Below are 17429 nucleotides of genomic sequence, written 5' to 3' on the forward strand. Positions count from 1 at the left end.
TCACCGGATGAATTGTTCAACGTAATCTTCTCCAAGACCGGCTTCCCCGAAATGTTTTCGGCACAGATCAATCTTGGTAAAGACATCTTCGTAGCCAGTGACCTTGCCCCACGGATCAACATAGCACATCACGCCATTGACCTGGAAATAGGCGACCATCTCTTCTACATCGTCGGGAACGACCAAAGTATGAGTCTCACCCGGCGGCTCAAAGACATATCCCCCCTCTTCCGCAACCCAATCATGTTCCAGATAATGCCAGCGCCCTTTCAGGACAAAACCGTGGACTGGCTGTGGATGGCGGTGCCGCGAAAGAACACCTGCTTTGCGCACTTTGAGAAGGTTCATCCAATAACCTTGCGAGCGGTTCAGGCAGAGCGGTCGGAACCAGACGTTCTCTGCCTGCGGAACCCACAGTCTGTCGTCCTCACTCATGGCATTCGGGATCACGATCTCGTCTTGCACATCCTTGGGGAATGGCAATTGATATGGCATTCGGGCGGTGTCATCGTCATTCATAGATTTTCCTCACATAGCGAGATAGCCGCCATCAACCGGATAGATCGATCCGGTCACAAAACTGGCGTTTTCACTCAAAAGCCATCGCACAAGCGCACCGACTTCTTCGGGTTTCCCCCAGCGTTTCATTGGCGTACGCGCCATGATCCCCGCTGTTCGTTCAGGGTCTTGCCGAAGGCCCTGGGTCATCTCTGTCTCAATCCAACCCGGCGCGATGGCATTGACCCGGATACCGTCTTCGGCCCAGCGACCTGCGAGGGCCTTGGTCAATTGTGCCACGCCGCCCTTAGAAGCGGTATACGCCGGAACTAAAGGCCCACCAAAGGTACTGAGCATAGAGGCGGTGTTGACGATGGCCCCACTCGCTTCAGCCAACAATGGATGCGCGGCAAGACAGCAGCGCATGGTGCCAGTCAGATTCACATCGAGCACCTTGGCGAAGACGTCGATGTCATATTCTTCGCCACGCAAAAGAATACCTGCGCAGTTCACCAAGGCATCGAGACCCGTGAGTTCGCCGAATACATCATTGATGGACGTCTGGTCGGTGACATCCAAGAGCTGCACCTTTAACCCGTCCCGAGGCTCGAATGCATCCAATTCGGATTGGGAGGCGGATGCGGCAATGACGGACCAACCTGCGTCTGCCAACGACCGTGCAACACCCGCACCAATCCCTCGCGTACCGCCCGTTACAAAGGCCTGTTTCATCCAAGTTCCTCCAATACACTGGTGAAGGCGCGCGCGCGCCTGCCGATATCATCCAAAGTATAGCTCGGTTTGAACAGTGCGGATCCCAGCCCATATCCATCTACACCCGCGGCATGATACGGCGCCATCGTATCCGGCGTTATGCCCCCTACCGCAGCGACGACTGCGTTTGCAGGCAATACGGCGCGCATGGCAGAAATGGCAGCTGGCGGCACCATTTCCGCCGGAAAGAATTTGAGGACCGATGCTCCGATATCCAACGCCGTAAAGGCCTCGGATGGGGTCATGACACCTGGACACCAATACAGACCCCGCGCGACAGCCGCGCGCCCGACGTCCGGGTTCATATTGGGCGACACGATGATACGCCCGCCTGCATCAGCAACCGCCGCGACCTGATCCACAGTCAACACTGTGCCAGCGCCGACGATGGTCTGAGCGCCATGTTTCACGGCGATCTGCCCTATCGATTCCAGCGGGTCCGGTGAGTCGAGCGGCACTTCGATTATCCGAAACCCGGCATCGAAGAGTACATCAGACACCGGGCGCGCATTTTCTGGTGATAGCCCCCGCAAAATCGCAATCAGCGGGTTCTCGGCAAGAGCTGCGGTGAGGTCAATCATCCAACCAACCCCGCAGCGCGAGCAATCAGAAAATGCCCTTTCGCAACGATATCATCTGGCGCGCGACGGCTGTCGAAACCAGCAGTTCGAAGCGCTATTTCGTATCGGTCGGACAAGTCGCTGCGTCCAACAACAGTGATCGTGCCGACGTCTTTTACTTCGCCGGTCGCGGCAGCAACCTCGGTCCCGATCAACAAGCCCGACAAGTAGTCGGCCGTAGCAACCTTTGGGATTTTGCCCATGAGAGGAAGCGTCCGAACATGAAACAAGCTGTGCAGCAGGTTCGACTCACCACTGAGGCCCGCCTTTACGCCCATCACGAATGCGTCTTCGCTGAAGGCGTCCTCCTTCATCAATGTGCCAAGGATCGTGTGTTCTTTCAGCGCCGAAAAGATCTCACCTGTCATGTAAGTCGAGAAATCCACGATCTTCCCGTCCGCAACCTGAACCCATTTGCTGTGCGTTCCCGGCATCACGAACATACCTTCGCTCAAGCCTAGCGAAGATGCCCCAATGATCTGGGTCTCCTCGCCGCGCATTACGTCGGGTCCTCCGGCATGTTCTGTCGACGCACCAGTCACAAAGTGAATGCGCGCTCCGTTGGCCGCTTGGTGGGGGACCAACGCCCGCGCCAGACCGCCAGCACCCAGCGGCATTTCGGCATATTGCGTTTCGACCCAGCCATTGCGGCTGGTAATCATGCCGGATGCCAGGATCGGCAGGTTAGTGTTGGAGACCCAAGGGCCGATGAGACGATCAAGGACCGCGTCAAAGGTTTGCCCCGCAACCTGCATGATGCCTTCAGGCGACGAGACCCCATCGATCACCTCGCCCTCCGCACCGATTAGAAATGCACGGAACGAAGACGTGCCCCAATCTACGCCGATCAACGCTGGCTCAGATGCGACCGAATTCATTCAGCAGATCCTCAACGGTTTTGCCTTGGGCGACCCATTTACGGGTTTCCTCTTCACGGTCAGCCTGCTCTTGAGCAAGGCGCACGGTTTCTTCGGCAATTTCCTGTGGAACCACAACGACGCCCATAAGATCAGCTACAATGAAATCGCCGGGGTTTACGACGACGCCACCACAGGCAATTGGCACATTGATCGAAAGTTCTTCTTTACGTTCCGAGAACATCGTGTGCGTTCCACGCGGTGTGATCGCGCGCGTCCAAATTGGCCAATTGATGTCTTCCAGTTCATCTGTGTCGCGCCCGGTGCCATCAACGATCATACCGCGTATGCCACGATTCTTGGCCAGACCGCCCATTAAACCGCCGCAGACTGACGTTTGACGATCACCTCCCGCGTCCACGACGATCACGTCCCCGGGTTGTCCCATTTCAAGCGCTCTCAAAGGATCGACCAGATCACCTTTTGAAAGCTGAACCGTCACGGCCTGGCCTGTAACCTTGGCACGGAACGCGGGCTTGATGGCGCTGTCCATCACGCCTGTTCGGTACTGCACATCCGCAAAAATGGCAGCAGCAGAGTACGCCTCCAACACCTTGTCGAATTTTTTGAGAAGTTCCGGGTTTCTTTCAAAATCATTGAAAACCCTGAGGTCCGTGCTGACGTCTGGCATTCTTGTCTCCTGTTATGCGGTAGATACGGCCAACGCGTCGGCATTGACTGTGTAGTCGGGGTTTTGTCCTGTCAGGACCTTGGCCACCTGAGTGGCCGCAGTGACCCGCGCTGCGTGTATGGATTCCTCGGAATAGTAGGCCGCATGTGGCGTTACGAGGACGTTGGGCAGTTTGAACAACGGGTTGTCATCAGGCGTCCAGTTGGCGCGCTTGGCCGGTTCTTCTTCGGGGTCGTCGAGCCCTGCGGCTGCCAGATGGCCTTCGGTCAGCGCCCGGAACAGGGCTTTGTTGTCGACCGTCGGTCCGCGTCCAGTGTTCACGAGTATCGCACCGGGTTTCATGACCGAAAATTCGGCATCCGACAAAAAGTGATGCGTGTTCGGCGTCATCGGCGCCTGCATCAGGACATAGTCGGACCTTGCCAGCAATTCAGGCTTGCTCACCAGCTCGACCCCAATCTTTGCCGCGACTTCTCTTGGCAAATACGGATCGTAGGCGATGACCGTAACTCCGAAAGACTGCGCCCGCGCTACGATGGCTTGCCCTATTTTTCCCAGCGAGACGACACCCATCGTCCGCCCGCGCAACCGGTAGACCGGCTGCCCGCTTTGCCACTTCCAGACCCCTGCATGAGTGGCCCGATCATAGTCGGGCAACTTGCGCGCCAGGGTCAGCCAAAGGGCAATCGCGTGATCGGCGACTTCCTCGGTGCAATAGTTTTGCACGTTGGTAACGAGGATACCTTTTTCCGTCGCCGTGCCGACATCCACGATATCCACGCCTACGCCATAGCGCGCGATGACCTCGCAGTTTCGCATCCGCGTGATCGTTTCTTTCCCGATCCGGGCATATTGGTTCATCATCGCTGCGCAATGCGGCGCGACATCGAACAGGTCTTCCTGACGCTTGGCCTGAAGCGCAATCACCTCGGCTCCTGCGGCTTCCAGGATTTCCGTCTCAACGGCAACATCACCAAAGTCGTAATCGGTGATCACGACCTTGGGTTTGTCCGTTCTGGGGGGAAAGGCGGCGCGATCAGTCATAAGCACCCGCCGAATAGGTCAATTCGTACGAGTGGCTGTAGAGCTCGAAAATGTTGCCAAAAGGGTCTTCCATATAGACCATGCGATAGGGCTTTTCACCTGGGTAATACTTGCGCACTTGGCTCATGCGCTGGCGCCCGCCCAGGTCTTCGATAACCTTGACGCGGCCTTCCAGATCCTCGTCCTGTACGCAGAAATGAAACAAGCCACGCCGCCAATATTCAAACGGGCGTTCTTCTTCGACGGTTTTCGGGAACTCAAACAATTCGATGCCAACACCGTCGCCCATCGACAAATGCGCGATGCGGAAGCTTCCCCAACCTTCCCCAAATACATCGTCGCACATCTGACCGATGGCGCTTTCGTCATGCAGGATTTCAGTTGGTTCCATCAGCACGTAGAGGCCGAATGCCTTGGAATAAAACTCCACGGCTTTTTCCAGGTCGGGAACTGTGATGCCGATGTGAGAGAAAGTGAGAGCGGCCATGTAGGGCTCCTCCAGTTAGAAGTTAGAGAATGTTGCGAACGATGCCGCCTTCGATCCGGTGCGCAGAACCATTGGAGGCCGTGCTTGCAGAGATCGTGACGATCATGCGGGCGACTTCGTCTGGTTGGACAAAGCGTTGTATGAGCGATGTGGGCTCATCTGATTTGAAGTAATTGTCGACGATCGTATCGAGCGGCTCACCCTTTTGATCCGCGAGACCGTCAAAATAGGCTTCGACACCTTCGGTCCAGGTCGGACCAGGCAGGATCGAGTTAACCCGGACTTTCGTGCCCTTTGTCAGTTCTGCCATGCCGCGTGTCAGACCTAACATGGCAGTTTTAGTGACAGAATAATGCACCATCTGAGGGAGCGGTTTCACTGCCGCTTCGCTGGCCATGTTGATGATAGATCCCTTATCCCGGCCAAGCATGTCAGGCAGGAAAATTCGGCTCATCCGAACGGCGGACAGGACATTGATGTTGAAGTAATGCATCCAGTCGTCATCCGTGAGTTCCTCGAACGGTTTGACCGAGAAGATGCCGACATTATTCACAAGAACATCCACCGCCCCGCGCGCGCGGGCAAAATCCGCCAGTGTTTCTGCATCTGAGGTCTTGGTCAGGTCGGCCGCAATGCCTTCGACCTTGCCCAGAGATGACAGGTCGTCGACGCAGTCGGACACTTCCGTCTGGGTCAGGCCATGCACGATGACCCGCGCGCCTTCTTCAAGATAGACCCGGGCAGTGGCTTTGCCGATGCCGGAACCTGAACCAGTCACCAGGACCAGCTTATCCTTAAGCCCCAGATCCATCTCAGGCCTCCTTCTTTACGTTAGACGACTGCTGCGATGAAGCGCGACCGAACATTCGACCCATCAAGCCCGAAATCTCTGCACGCCACATGTCTATGCCGACGGCCAACAGAATGATCAGGCCCAACACGATGTTCTGAACCGAAGATGGCGCAGCGTTCAGGTTCAAACCATTCTGGACGATAACGATTGTCATCGCCCCCATCAGCGTGGCGAGGATGTTGCCACGACCGCCTGCAAGGCTGGCTCCGCCGACAACAGCAGCGGCAATGGCCTGCAGTTCCAGCGTCTGGCCATAGTTGGGCGAACCAGAGTTGAGGCGCGCTGACATCAGGATCGCACCAACAGCCGTCATGAAACCAGCGATGACAAATGTCGTCGTCTGAACTTTTCGTACGTTGATACCCGTCAGAACGGCAGCGGCTGGGTTGCCACCCACGGCATAGATCTCACGCCCAAGTTTCGTGAAGTTCATGGTGAACGCAGCAAGGACGTAGAAGAATACGAGGTAGAAGAAAGGCATCGGAACGCCGAACAGCTTGCCGTAGAAGATTGGCTCTAACGCCGGATCCAGCGAGAAGATCGGAGACCCATTGTTGAAGGTCAGGGCAAGGCCCCTGAAGGCAATCAACGCCGCCAATGTCGTGATAAACGACGGGATACGCCCGTAGGCTGTTATCAGCCCGATGAACAGACCAAGCAATCCGCCCATGAAGAGTATGAGGGGCAGCGCCAGAACCAGTGGAATGCCGACAAATTTCAACATTTGCGCAAGGATCATGGTCAGCAAAGCCACCATAGACCCGGAACTCAGATCGATGCCCGCAGCGAAGATCACGATAGTAGACCCGATTGCGATCAAGGCCACGATGCTTACCTGTAGCGAAAGGTTAGAAAGGTTGCCCGGGTTCAGGAAGCGTTCGGTCGTAAGGGCCACGATCAGTGCGACAATCACCATTGCTGCGAATGGCCCGATCAACTGGGTGTCAAAGATCCGCTTCATGCGAAAGCCTCCTTAGGCTTGGATTGGGGGGTGTCGGCGGACGCGCGAACAAGATCGTCATGCGTAAGGTCGGATGCATCGACAGTGCGCACTATCGTTCCGTGCTGCACGACGGCAATCCGATCGCTCATCGCAAGCAACTCATCATGGTCTGAACTGATTAGAATGATCGATTTTCCCGCCCGCGTGAGCCTGTTAATCAACTTATAAACAGCGATCTTGGCGCCGATATCGATCCCTTGCGTCGGTTCATCAAGGATCAGGATGTCAGAGGCTGAGAACAGCCAACGTGCAATCACGATCTTCTGCTGATTACCACCAGACAAGAAGTTGACCGTCTTTTCCTCGGCCTGGGTCGAGATTTCCAGATCGCGGATCAGGTCATGGGTGGCTTGCTCTTCCGCCTTAAGATTCAACACGCCGAACCGGCTTAGCCCGCCAAGGGACGCTGCGGTGACGTTCCCGCTTGCGCGGAAATTGAAGAACAACCCGTCAAACTTACGGTTCTCCGGAACAAGGGCCAATCCAGCACGGATCGCATCAATTTCCCGACGAAAGCGAACCGGTTTGCCGTTCAGTGATATCTGCCCGGCGGTTAGCTCATCTGTCCCGAATAGGGCGCGGGCAATCTCTGTGCGGCCACTGCCCAATACACCACCCAAGCCCAGAACTTCACCTCGGTGCAACGAAAACGATACATCTTTCACGCCCGAGTTGGTGGCCAGACCCGCCGCCTCTAGCACAATATCCTTGGTCGCGTTCTGCTCCTTGGGATAATGCTCACCAATGTCCTCACCGACCATTGCGCTGACAATCTCAGAGACGTTGATCTTGGTCTCGCCACTCGCTCGCACAACACAGCCGTTGCGCAAGATCGTCACTTCATCAACGATCCGTTCAACCTCATCCAGCCTGTGCGACACATAGAGAATAGCGGTTCCGCGTTCACGCATATTGCGCAGTAACTGGTGCAGGCGTTCAATTTCATCTTCACCCAATGCCGCCGTCGGCTCGTCCAGGATGATCATGCGAGCGTCCATCGCGACGGCTTTCGCGATCTCGACCAGTTGTTGCTCGCCTACCGATAGCGAGCCGGTGATGGTTTCGGGAGAAACATCGACATCCATTTCAGCTAAAACGCGCGCGGCTTCGTTGTGAACCTTGACCCAGTCGATCACACCAAAACGAGACCGAGGCATATTGCCAAGGAAGATGTTTTCGCCAACCGACAAGGTGGGCACGATCGAGAATTCCTGAAAAACTGTTGCGACGCCAAGTTCACGTGCCGCCTGCGGATCGCTGATCGTGACCGGCTTGCCATTGTGCAGGATTTGACCGCTATCGGGTTGCTGCACGCCGGAAAGTGTCTTGATCATAGTCGACTTACCACAGCCGTTTTCACCCAGCAGGCCATGAATGGAACCGGGCATAAGCCGGATGCAGACCTTGTCATTCGCCAAAACCCCAGGATAGGCCTTGGTGATATCGACAAACTCCCAAAGGGGCGTTGCGGGTGTCATTGCGATTGCCTCGATAAAAGGGGATCTCGATTGAATTGCGACCCGGCAGCACGCGCCACCGGGAAGCGGGGAGAAAGTTCAGTACTCTTTGGACGGCTGCGGGAAGAGCTTTTCTGGCTCTTGCAGCACGCTGATCGCACCGTCTTTGTCTTCAATCGATGTGGGCGTTTCGATCCAGCCGCCGGGATAGGACCCGTTGAGCGCATCAATGGTTGCGTGCATGGCCGCTTTACCCATTAAGAATGGCGAGGTGTTGACGGTTGCCGTGATGTTGCCAGCCGCGATTTCTTCAAGGCCAGACGTGTCACCATCATTGCCCAAAAGGACGATATCATTGCGGCCAAGTGCTTTTGCAGCAAATGATGCCCCAATGATCATGTAGTCGTTCGCCGCAAAGATCATGTCGAGATCGGGGTTCGACTGCAGGATATCCATACCAGCAGTGTTGCCGCCTTCAACGTTCCATTTACCATCAATGGATACCACAACGTCGAAGTTATCATTGCCCTCGATACCGTCGAGGAAACCGCCCACACGTTCGGTCGAGTGATAGCCAGGCTGCCCTTCGATAATGCCGACCTTCAACGGTTTATCGCCATAAGTCTCAATGGCCCAATCAGCGATAGCATGCGTGCCGTTACGCTGAGAGTACCCGACAACGCCATGAATTGGTGTCGGGAAGTTCGGGATGTCCGAATTGATCATCAGAACTGCCATGCCCTTGTCTACTGCCTGCTTTAGCAGTGGTGCGGCAGCAAATTCATCGTGTGTCCCAAAGATGATTGCATCCACATCCTGCGTCAGCACATCCTGGATCATTCCCATTTGGCCGTTGATGTCCGCACCGGACTGGGGCGCAAGCATGAAGACTTCGACCCCGGCTTCAGCAGCAACCGCTTTGATGCCTTCACCGATGGCGATGTAGTAGTTGAACTCGGTCGCCGGCGGCATATACGCGATCCGGAACGTATCGTTCTTGGGTTCTATTGCATCGATTGGCGCTTGTGCCCCGTCCTCAAGTGGAACCGGTGCTGGATAATTTTCCGCCAGAGCGACCGTTGCTAGCGTGGCGAACCCCGCGGCAAGCGTAGTGGTCATTAGCGTTTTCAACATAGTTTTCTCCTCCAGAATTTCGTTGGTTATCCTTTGAATGGCGCGTCGATCACGCCACGAACGCCGGGTTTCACAGCGAAGAGGCCGCCAGATTCCGGTTCTTTTGTTAAAGCTGCTTCGTCACTCATCAGCCTTGAGGTCGTGATGAACAGCGTGTCGAGATCAGGTCCACCGAAAGCGCAACAGGTGGGCTTCCAGACCGGCACCTCGATCACGCGATCTATCGTGCCGTCAGGTGCGACGCGAACAACGCGACGGCCTTCCCATTCGGCGTTCCAGACGCCACCTTCGGCATCGACACAGGACCCGTCAGGCAAGCCAGGCTCATCATTGAAAGAAGCGTGCTGCCGACGGTTCGAAACGGTTCCACTGCGGGCGTCGTAATCAAATGCGACGATTTCCCGATCCGGGGTATCCGCGAAGTACATCGTCTCACCGTCGGACGTAAAGCAAGTCGAATTGGCGCAAGACACTCCTTCGATAATCGTCCGTACACTCAAATCCTTATCGACGCAGATGACTGACGAATCGGCTTTACCAGAAACTTCGTTCATGCCTCCAACAATCAATCGCCCCTGGCGATCAGTTCGCCCATCGTTCAGCCGTGTCTCCGGATTGCTCGACTCGAACCGTGCCACGAGGGTTTCCTTGCCATTGGGCGAATCGAACAAGACAACTCGATCCGCATAAGCAACAATCAGACCGCCAGACGCGCGCGGCGCGAAGCAACACACACGCTCCGGCATTTCATGAGAGGCGGTTTCTGACGTTGCAGGATCAAATGACCAAAGCGCGCAGCCCTCAATGTCGGTCCACCAGATAAGGCCATCGGCGGGATTCCAGAAAATCCCTTCCCCGTGCTGGTTCTTACAATCGACGACCAACTCTGCGCGCACTTTTTGATCTCCCAAATACATTCTGATATCTGATATACCAGCTTGCCTAATCTGGTGTATCAGATATCTTGCATCTGGCAACACCTTTTTTTGGAGATATCCTCAGATGGCGCTTGAGAGACCCAAGTCTTTGCGTGAACTCGCACTGGAACACTTGCGGAATAGTATTATCGATGGCTCCCTGAAAATGGGTCAGGTTTTGTCGGAGCGAAAAATCTCCGAAGAGCTGGGCGTATCGAAATCGCCAGTCCGCGAAGCACTCGCTCAATTACGTGACGAAGGGTTGGTCAGTATCGAGCCTCAAAAAGGCGCACGTGTTTTTTCGCTGTCTGAGCCGGAAGTGACTCAGATCTGCGATTTCAGACAGGCCATCGAAACTGCCGCCTTTGAACTTGCGTTGTTGCGGAACCCGGAAGGTCTTGCCGGCGACATGCAGCATGTCGTGAAGGACATGGAGAAGGAACGCAGGCGAGGTAATGAAAAGGGCTACCTTTCACTGGATACCACATTTCATCAGTTGATTTTTGAACATGCCGGTAACGATTATCTGACGGCCAGCTATACACGCTACATCGGTAAGATTGCCGCATTGCGAACCCATTTGGCGAAACTGCCACAGCATACTGAGCTCTCCTTCGACGAGCATTCGAAAATCGCTATTGCCGTTCGCGAAGGTGACATGGCCAAAATCAAATCTCTTCTCACAGCGCATATTGACCGCACCAGACAAGCCTACAAAAGCGCCGCCATCGTTCTCGAAGGAGCGACCGCATCCTAGCAAAAACGTAGCTTCGTTGTGACGGGGGCGGGCCAGAACGGCGCCGCCCCTTTCTTTTGGGCACCTCACGGTCTTTTCTTTTTCAGTTGACATCTGAGATATCAGATGCCAATCAAAAGGCGGGAGGAAGCTTGTATGACGCCAGCAATGAAACCTGACTCACCGGGGCTACAGCCACTGATCCAGCTGGATCGGGTTGGCAAAAGCTTCAGCACGAATATTGTTTTGGATGGCGTCGACTTTGAATTGAGACCCGGCGAAGTTCACGCGCTATGCGGGGAAAACGGCGCCGGAAAATCCACTTGTCTCGGCCTGTTTTATGGACTTCACCAACCTTCTGCTGGGCGTATCCTGTGCGACGGCAAGGAACAGCGAGTCGAAAGCCCATCACACGCGCAATCCCTGGGCATCGGCTGTGTTTTTCAAGAACTCAGCCTCGCTGGCGCGCTCTCTGTTGCGGAAAACATCTACGCAGGGCGCGTACCCACCCGGTTTGGCGTAGTTGACTGGCCTGAACTGCGCCGCCGTGCGGAGGCGTTACTGGCGGAATTCGGTCTGGATATCGACGTCTCAACACCCGTGGAAAACTTGCCAATAAGCTCCCGCCAGATTGTTGAAATCGCCAAGGCGCTGTCGTTGAATTCCCGCGTCCTTTTGCTGGATGAACCGACATCGGCATTGGCACCCGACGAAGTAGACGCACTATTCGAAGTCCTAAAGTCCCTGACAAAGAAAGGGATTGGCATCGTCTATGTCAGCCACCATATGGCCGAGATTTTCCAGATCTCGGATCGCATTACCGTTTTGCGAGATGGGCGCCACATCAGCACTTTACCGGTTTCGGAAACTTCTCAGGAACAAGTCGTCGCCGAGATGATCGGCGGCGCTCACCCCGGTGATGTCACGCGGTCAGGTAAGGTTAACGGCGAAGAGGTTTTGCATGTCCAAGAATTAACCCATCCAGATGAATTCGAAGACATTTCTTTCTCCATTAAAGCCGGAGAGATTGTAGGGATGGCAGGGTTGATGGGCGCTCGCCGCAGCGAGATTGTTCGATCGATTGTCGGGTTGATGCATGGCGCGACCGGGGAGATCAGACTGCACCGCAAGCCTGTTAACTTTGCGTCCTTGCGGCAGGCGATGCGTGCTGGGGTCGGGTTTGTTCCCGAGGAACGCAAGACTGAAGGCCTCTTTCTGGAACAATCACTCAGCGACAACCTGATCGCGGCCAGTCTTTCCGATCATGCGTCTGCTGGGTTCATGCGTTCGGGCTCGATCAAAGCAGCCAGCCAAACAGCCATTGACGCATTCAGTGTCAAAACCAGCGGGATTAACGAACTTGTTGGTGATCTCTCAGGGGGCAATCAGCAAAAGATTATGTTGGCCAAGTGGCTCAAACGCGCGCCAGCTCTTCTGATCATTGAGGAGCCCACAAAAGGGGTCGATGTCGGAGCCAAATTCCAAATCCACACGGAACTTTTGCGTCGAGCAGCCGAGGGAATGGCCATCCTCGTCGTGTCATCCGATTTTCCCGAACTGGTCTCTCTCTCGACCCGCATCCTTGTCGTCCACGACGGTCGCCTCATGGGAGACATCGCAGCCGCTGAGGCAACCGAAACCACGCTTCTTCAAATGGCCGCTGGAAATTCCGTTCCAATTGTGGACGCACCCCAAACCAATCAATCAGGAGTCGCGACGTGACCATGACCGCTCAAGCCAACTTGCCCATTAAGCGTCCGCTGCTGCGCCGTGTTCTGCAAGCTTTTGTCGATATTCGTGAACTGACGCTGATCGTTCTGATCGCCGCCATCATCATCGTGATGTCCAACGTTAATCCCTATTTCCTCAGCTTCTCGAACTTTCGAGCCGTGGCCGTGGGCATGGCCCCCACCGCGATCATCGTGATCGGTATGGCGATCCTACTTGCATCCGGCGGGTTCGATCTTTCCGTTGGATCGGTTATGGCTTTGTCTTCTACCGTCGTAGCCATGCTGCTTTTGACTGGCATGCCAATTCCGCTCGCTGTGGTATGCGGATTAGTGTTGGGTGGAATTGTCGGGGTAGTGAACGGTTTGCTCGTGACCGGCCTCGGGATCAATCCGCTTATCGCGACCCTCGGAACGATGTCGATCGCGCGAGGTATCGCTCTTGTCCTGACCGAAGGTTTTTCTGTCTCAAGCCTGCCGGCATCATTTGCCTGGATCGGCAAAGCTGACATAGGCGGCTTTCCGGTAATCGTCTTGTTCACCATTCTGCTCGTCGTTCTGTTTGACCTGGCCGTCCGCCATACGCGCTTTTTCCGTCAGGTCTATTTCATCGGCGCCAATGAAAAGGCCGCGATGTTGTCAGGCATCCATGTCACACGCGTACGTATCATTCTGTACGCACTGACCGGTATTCTGGCTGCTTTGGCGGGTGTATTGCTGGCCTCCCGCCTGATGAGCGGCACGCCCACGGCAGGAAACGGTATCGAACTTCAGGTTCTGGCAGCGGCTGTCATCGGTGGCGCATCCCTACGCGGCGGCGAAGGTACTATTCTTGGTGCTTTCCTCGGCGTCGTTTTCGTCGCGTTGATCAACAACACTATGACGATGCTGGCCGTATCGATCTACTGGCAGATGATCGTCATCGGCGGTGTACTCGTTACAGCGGTCGCCTTGGACATGCTGATCCGAAGCAAACGGGGCTGAGCCCGAAGCTTTCCAAAACTCAACAACAACTAAAGATCCAAAACAGGGAGACTACGATGACTGAACTGAATGTGAATCGGCGCAGGCTGCTGACAGCGGGCACCACCGCTGGATTGGCCGCAGCGTTCGGACTGCCCATGCTGTCCAAAGAAGCCATGGCGCAAGCGGCCGGCAAGGAGTATGTGTTCCTGTCCATCGTCACGCAGGTACCGTTCTGGGTGGACTATCGAAATGCGATGGAAGACCTTGAGGAACTGATGGGCATCAAGGCCACATTCACGGGCCCGTTGGATTTCGACACGGCCGCACAAGCACGCCAGTTGGATGAACTGATCGCAAGACGTCCCGCAGGCATCCTTATCTTCCCCGGTGATCCAGCCACTCTGGCCCCAGGCGTCGAACGTGCGGTGGAGGCTGGCATTCCAGTCACATGTTGTATTGGCGATATTCCCGACAGTCCCCGGTCCACATTCCTTGGTATCAACGGTGTTCAGGCAGGACGTGTCGGCGGCGAAATGCTGGCGCAAGCGATTGGCGGGAAAGGCAAAGTTATCCTTGGTACTTTCCCTGCCCCTTCCACATTGGAGCGTGTCGAAGGGTACAAACAAATTTTTGCCGAGAAATACCCGGATATCGAGGTCGTCGACGTCGTCAATGATAAGGCCGATCCGTCCTATGCGCCGACAGCCTACCTTCAGGCAATTCAGGCGAACCCGGATATTGTTGGCATTGGCGGCACGGACGGCGACAGTGGCAAAGGCGCTGCAATTGCCGTCAATGAGGCGGGACGCAAAGACATCAAGATCGTCGCGATGGACCGAAATGATGATATGCTTCCCTATATCGAAGACGGCACAATTCACGGCGCAGTGGCTCAGAAATCCTATCTTGAGATCTTTCTCGCCTTCCACATGATGCATTGGCAGAACACTGATGCGCTGAAGGTCTTGCCCGATTGGAAGGCGGCTGGCATCAATCCTCTACCCGAGCGCGTTGAAACCGGGGTTATGCCGATTACTGCCGAGAACGTCGTCCAGTTCAAGCACACCTAAGGGATTGTCCCGGCGCATTCGATCGCGCCGGGAAACCGATAGGAGGGGGTACATGTCGGACAGATGGAGCGTTCTTCACCTGCAGCAAAACGATCTGCAGCTGACACTACTGCCCGGCATCGGGGGCCGCCTATGGGATATAAACTTCCAAGGTCGCTCCCTCCTATTTCAGAACGCAGATCTCGACGGTTTGGATGTCGATGACACACGGCTTACTGATCTGCCCACACGCTCTCCACAATTTGGTTTTCCGCTCTGGGGCGGAGAGAAGACGTGGATCGCCCCAGATGCATCCTGGGTAAACGGCGCTCCGTTTCCCGTGTTGGACAGCGGCTCTTACCAGATCACTTCAAGAAGCAGCACTCGTATCGACATGACCAGCGCAGTATGCCCGACCTCGCACTTGTCAGTGTCGCGCCGCATCACGCTGACCTCGGCGGAAAGCTGGGAAATAGAACACATCGTGGTCAACCATGGGACCTCCTCGCGCCTGACCGGCATTTGGTCAGTCATGATGCTTAACACCCCCACCAAGGTCGGTGTCGAATTGCAAGACCCTGCATTTTATCCTGTTTTTGGCTCTGCCGAAGGGATGATAGCGACGCACGGCAAAAGCATTGTCCTGGATTGCAACAGACAGCAGGAATTCAAGGTCGGGCTACCGAACCCCAACGGTCGTACATTGATACGGTGCGGCGCTGATGCCCCGTTGCTAATGTGCTCGGTACCAGAACCTCAAAAGGGCGATCAATTTGCACACGACTATCCGTTTGAGGTCTTTAATTCAGCCGATTACGCCTATTGCGAAGCGGAGTGGCACTCCCCGGCACGCAAGCTTGCACCAAATGAAACGCTGAGTTTTCGGCAGACGTTCCGCGTCTTGACGGATGAAGATGCAACCCAAATGCCATTGGGGCTCACAAACAACAAGGAGTTCCTGTCATGCATGTCTTGATTACAGGCGCAGGCGGGCATCTAGGCCGCAAACTCTTCAACGCGCTAGAAATCGACTCCAATTACATCGTCTCTGGCATCGACATCCGTCCCGTTGATCATCCCGACATTCACACAGCAGACCTGTCCGACGACAGCAGTTGGGTCAGTTTGCTAGAGGGAGTGGACGTTATCGTGCATCTTGCCGGAGACCGAGAGCCCTCCGCCACTTGGGCCTCCGCGATCAAACACAATATGGATGCAACGCTTTCTCTCTATCACCATGCGGCAGCCATGGGCGTCAGCCGCGTGGTTCTTGCCAGCTCCAACTGGGTTCACGGCGACAAAAGGTTCACGCATGAGGTGCTCAACAGCGCGACACCACCAGGGCCAGTAAACGCCTACGGCATGTCAAAGCTATTCTGTGAACGGACAGGGGCCTATTTCGCCGAGCATCACGGACTGTCGGTCATCTGCTTGCGCATCGGCTGGACGCAATGGACTCACGGCAACCAACCCGGCACACACATGGCGATGGGCCGGTGGGGTCAGGAAATGTGGTTGAGTGATCGGGACTTTCTAGGCGGAATGCGCGCCGCAATAGATGCCAAGGATATTTCCTTCGCAGCCCTGAATCTAATGTCAGATAACCCAGGTATGCGCTGGGACATCACCGAAACACGACAAGCGATTGGCTATTCTCCAAAGGATGGAAGCCCCGCAAAAATAACAGTGGGCATTTCCTTGAGATCAATGCTGCAGCAGCTGTTTACAGTCCGGCTCCCCAGCAATTTCACGACACGTTTTCCGGATTGGTAGAGTACAAGGCCCGGGTATTGTTTTCGCGTCGCGCAATCAGTTTCCGAAACCTCACATCGAAGTAAGCGTTGAAAAGATCAGCGTTGTCCTTTTCGCGGTCGACGGACAGCGACATAACGAGCGCCAGATTTGGCAACCATTGATGTTTGATACTTCGATAACAAACTGCAAACGTCGCTGAACGGGTGTTATCTGGGTGCTGTCTGAGATCAGCACCTTTGGGCCTGATTGAAGGATTTGCATAACGGAAGGTTTCTGGCTCATCTGAACCGTTAAGGAGTTAAGATGAGACGGAAAGCTGGAACCGACAAACCGACGGCTGAACGGGTCGTCAAGGACATTCGCCGCAAGACGCGCAAGCACCATTCTGCGGAGGAGAAGATCCGCATTGTGCTGGAGGGTTTGCGTGGCGAGGAGAGCATCGCCTCGCTCTGCCGTCGCGAGGGGATTGCCACGAGCCTGTACTATTCCTGGTCGAAAGAGTTCCTGGAGGCCGGAAAGAAGCGGCTGGCAGGCGACACAGCCAGGCAAGCGACTAGCCCCGAAGTGAAGGAGCTGCGGGCCGAGGCGTCGGCCCTGAAGGAGGCCGTTGCCGACCTCACCTTGGAAAACCGCTTGCTCAAAAAAAGCATGCTCGGGGATGGGGACGGCGACATATGAGATATCCCGCAACCGAGAAGCTCGAGATCATTCGCCTCGTCGAGCAGTCCCACTTGCCAGCAAAGAGGACGCTGTCGAAGCTGGGCATACCGAAGACCACGTTCTACCGCTGGTGTGCCCGCTATGAGGCGTTTGGTGAAGCGGGGCTTGAAAATCGCCGTCCACACCCCGGCCGGGTCTGGA

At 55.4% G+C, this 17429-nt stretch carries 18 protein-coding genes and 1 pseudogene; 7 read left to right on the plus strand and 12 right to left on the minus strand.

Annotated elements, in window-relative coordinates:
• From ACR0NN_RS07445 to ACR0NN_RS07500, 12 genes are all read right to left on the minus strand, one after another.
• Entirely contained in the window at positions 1-519 is a 519-nt protein-coding gene (locus tag ACR0NN_RS07445) for a 2,4'-dihydroxyacetophenone dioxygenase family protein (protein WP_170728019.1), read from the minus strand.
• A gap of 9 nt (positions 520-528) precedes the next feature.
• Positions 529-1230, minus strand: coding sequence for an SDR family oxidoreductase (locus ACR0NN_RS07450; protein ID WP_170728018.1), 702 nt, complete (start codon positions 1228-1230; stop codon positions 529-531).
• Positions 1227-1853: a 2-dehydro-3-deoxy-6-phosphogalactonate aldolase gene (locus ACR0NN_RS07455; protein WP_170728017.1), complete on the minus strand. Its 627-nt coding sequence runs from the start codon at positions 1851-1853 to the stop codon at positions 1227-1229. Before ACR0NN_RS07455 ends, ACR0NN_RS07450 begins: the two co-directional genes overlap by 4 nt.
• Positions 1850-2770, minus strand: coding sequence for a 2-dehydro-3-deoxygalactonokinase (locus ACR0NN_RS07460; RefSeq protein ID WP_170728016.1), 921 nt, complete (start codon positions 2768-2770; stop codon positions 1850-1852). Before ACR0NN_RS07460 ends, ACR0NN_RS07455 begins: the two co-directional genes overlap by 4 nt.
• The gene (locus ACR0NN_RS07465; protein WP_108861947.1) at positions 2751-3440 is read right to left on the minus strand and encodes an RraA family protein; all 690 of its coding nucleotides are present in this window, start codon (positions 3438-3440) and stop codon (positions 2751-2753) included. Before ACR0NN_RS07465 ends, ACR0NN_RS07460 begins: the two co-directional genes overlap by 20 nt.
• Before the next feature lie 12 nt (positions 3441-3452).
• Entirely contained in the window at positions 3453-4484 is a 1032-nt protein-coding gene (locus ACR0NN_RS07470; RefSeq protein WP_170728015.1) for a C-terminal binding protein, read from the minus strand.
• A complete protein-coding gene (locus ACR0NN_RS07475) occupies positions 4477-4971 on the minus strand; it encodes a lactoylglutathione lyase family protein (RefSeq protein ID WP_010437254.1) in 495 nt (164 codons plus the stop codon). The genes ACR0NN_RS07470 and ACR0NN_RS07475 overlap by 8 nt, the downstream gene beginning before the upstream one ends.
• Positions 4972-4993: 22 nt before the next feature.
• Entirely contained in the window at positions 4994-5782 is a 789-nt protein-coding gene (locus ACR0NN_RS07480; protein WP_170728014.1) for an SDR family oxidoreductase, read from the minus strand.
• 1 nt (position 5783) lies between these two features.
• Positions 5784-6785: an ABC transporter permease gene (locus tag ACR0NN_RS07485; RefSeq protein ID WP_170728013.1), complete on the minus strand. Its 1002-nt coding sequence runs from the start codon at positions 6783-6785 to the stop codon at positions 5784-5786.
• Entirely contained in the window at positions 6782-8305 is a 1524-nt protein-coding gene (locus tag ACR0NN_RS07490) for a sugar ABC transporter ATP-binding protein (RefSeq protein ID WP_170728012.1), read from the minus strand. The genes ACR0NN_RS07485 and ACR0NN_RS07490 overlap by 4 nt, the downstream gene beginning before the upstream one ends.
• A gap of 78 nt (positions 8306-8383) precedes the next feature.
• Positions 8384-9418: a sugar ABC transporter substrate-binding protein gene (locus tag ACR0NN_RS07495; RefSeq protein ID WP_170728011.1), complete on the minus strand. Its 1035-nt coding sequence runs from the start codon at positions 9416-9418 to the stop codon at positions 8384-8386.
• Positions 9419-9444: 26 nt separating this feature from the next.
• Complete coding sequence (locus ACR0NN_RS07500; RefSeq protein ID WP_170728010.1) at positions 9445-10314, minus strand: SMP-30/gluconolactonase/LRE family protein; 870 nt, start codon at positions 10312-10314, stop codon at positions 9445-9447.
• A 106-nt stretch (positions 10315-10420) separates the two neighbouring features.
• Between ACR0NN_RS07500 and ACR0NN_RS07505 the strand changes: the two genes are divergently transcribed.
• The 7 genes and pseudogenes from ACR0NN_RS07505 to ACR0NN_RS07535 all read left to right on the plus strand — a co-directional run.
• Positions 10421-11092: a GntR family transcriptional regulator gene (locus ACR0NN_RS07505; protein WP_170728009.1), complete on the plus strand. Its 672-nt coding sequence runs from the start codon at positions 10421-10423 to the stop codon at positions 11090-11092.
• A gap of 147 nt (positions 11093-11239) precedes the next feature.
• Complete coding sequence (locus tag ACR0NN_RS07510; RefSeq protein ID WP_480684318.1) at positions 11240-12793, plus strand: sugar ABC transporter ATP-binding protein; 1554 nt, start codon at positions 11240-11242, stop codon at positions 12791-12793.
• Between the two features lie 2 nt (positions 12794-12795).
• Positions 12796-13782, plus strand: coding sequence for an ABC transporter permease (locus ACR0NN_RS07515; protein ID WP_480684333.1), 987 nt, complete (start codon positions 12796-12798; stop codon positions 13780-13782).
• A gap of 56 nt (positions 13783-13838) precedes the next feature.
• Complete coding sequence (locus tag ACR0NN_RS07520; RefSeq protein ID WP_010437236.1) at positions 13839-14834, plus strand: substrate-binding domain-containing protein; 996 nt, start codon at positions 13839-13841, stop codon at positions 14832-14834.
• Positions 14835-14886: 52 nt separating this feature from the next.
• Complete coding sequence (locus ACR0NN_RS07525) at positions 14887-15789, plus strand: hypothetical protein (RefSeq protein ID WP_480684319.1); 903 nt, start codon at positions 14887-14889, stop codon at positions 15787-15789.
• Positions 15777-16586, plus strand: a complete 810-nt coding sequence (locus ACR0NN_RS07530; protein ID WP_170728005.1) for an NAD-dependent epimerase/dehydratase family protein — start codon at positions 15777-15779, stop codon at positions 16584-16586. Before ACR0NN_RS07525 ends, ACR0NN_RS07530 begins: the two co-directional genes overlap by 13 nt.
• Before the next feature lie 285 nt (positions 16587-16871).
• Positions 16872-17429, plus strand: a pseudogene (locus ACR0NN_RS07535) (transposase); the annotation flags it as partial.

The sequence above is a fragment of the Ruegeria sp. BA2 genome (assembly GCF_056539605.1).

Coding starts and splice junctions, on each gene's coding strand:
- ACR0NN_RS07490 (WP_170728012.1), bottom strand. CDS start 8,305: ATGACACCCGCAACGCCCCTTTGGGAGTTTGTCGATATCACCAAGGCC.
- ACR0NN_RS07450 (WP_170728018.1), bottom strand. CDS start 1,230: ATGAAACAGGCCTTTGTAACGGGCGGTACGCGAGGGATTGGTGCGGGT.
- ACR0NN_RS07495 (WP_170728011.1), bottom strand. CDS start 9,418: ATGTTGAAAACGCTAATGACCACTACGCTTGCCGCGGGGTTCGCCACG.
- ACR0NN_RS07520 (WP_010437236.1), top strand. CDS start 13,839: ATGACTGAACTGAATGTGAATCGGCGCAGGCTGCTGACAGCGGGCACC.
- ACR0NN_RS07480 (WP_170728014.1), bottom strand. CDS start 5,782: ATGGATCTGGGGCTTAAGGATAAGCTGGTCCTGGTGACTGGTTCAGGT.
- ACR0NN_RS07505 (WP_170728009.1), top strand. CDS start 10,421: ATGGCGCTTGAGAGACCCAAGTCTTTGCGTGAACTCGCACTGGAACAC.
- ACR0NN_RS07510 (WP_480684318.1), top strand. CDS start 11,240: ATGAAACCTGACTCACCGGGGCTACAGCCACTGATCCAGCTGGATCGG.
- ACR0NN_RS07465 (WP_108861947.1), bottom strand. CDS start 3,440: ATGCCAGACGTCAGCACGGACCTCAGGGTTTTCAATGATTTTGAAAGA.
- ACR0NN_RS07515 (WP_480684333.1), top strand. CDS start 12,796: ATGACCGCTCAAGCCAACTTGCCCATTAAGCGTCCGCTGCTGCGCCGT.
- ACR0NN_RS07530 (WP_170728005.1), top strand. CDS start 15,777: ATGCATGTCTTGATTACAGGCGCAGGCGGGCATCTAGGCCGCAAACTC.
- ACR0NN_RS07445 (WP_170728019.1), bottom strand. CDS start 519: ATGAATGACGATGACACCGCCCGAATGCCATATCAATTGCCATTCCCC.
- ACR0NN_RS07460 (WP_170728016.1), bottom strand. CDS start 2,770: ATGAATTCGGTCGCATCTGAGCCAGCGTTGATCGGCGTAGATTGGGGC.
- ACR0NN_RS07475 (WP_010437254.1), bottom strand. CDS start 4,971: ATGGCCGCTCTCACTTTCTCTCACATCGGCATCACAGTTCCCGACCTG.
- ACR0NN_RS07470 (WP_170728015.1), bottom strand. CDS start 4,484: ATGACTGATCGCGCCGCCTTTCCCCCCAGAACGGACAAACCCAAGGTC.
- ACR0NN_RS07525 (WP_480684319.1), top strand. CDS start 14,887: ATGTCGGACAGATGGAGCGTTCTTCACCTGCAGCAAAACGATCTGCAG.
- ACR0NN_RS07485 (WP_170728013.1), bottom strand. CDS start 6,785: ATGAAGCGGATCTTTGACACCCAGTTGATCGGGCCATTCGCAGCAATG.
- ACR0NN_RS07455 (WP_170728017.1), bottom strand. CDS start 1,853: ATGATTGACCTCACCGCAGCTCTTGCCGAGAACCCGCTGATTGCGATT.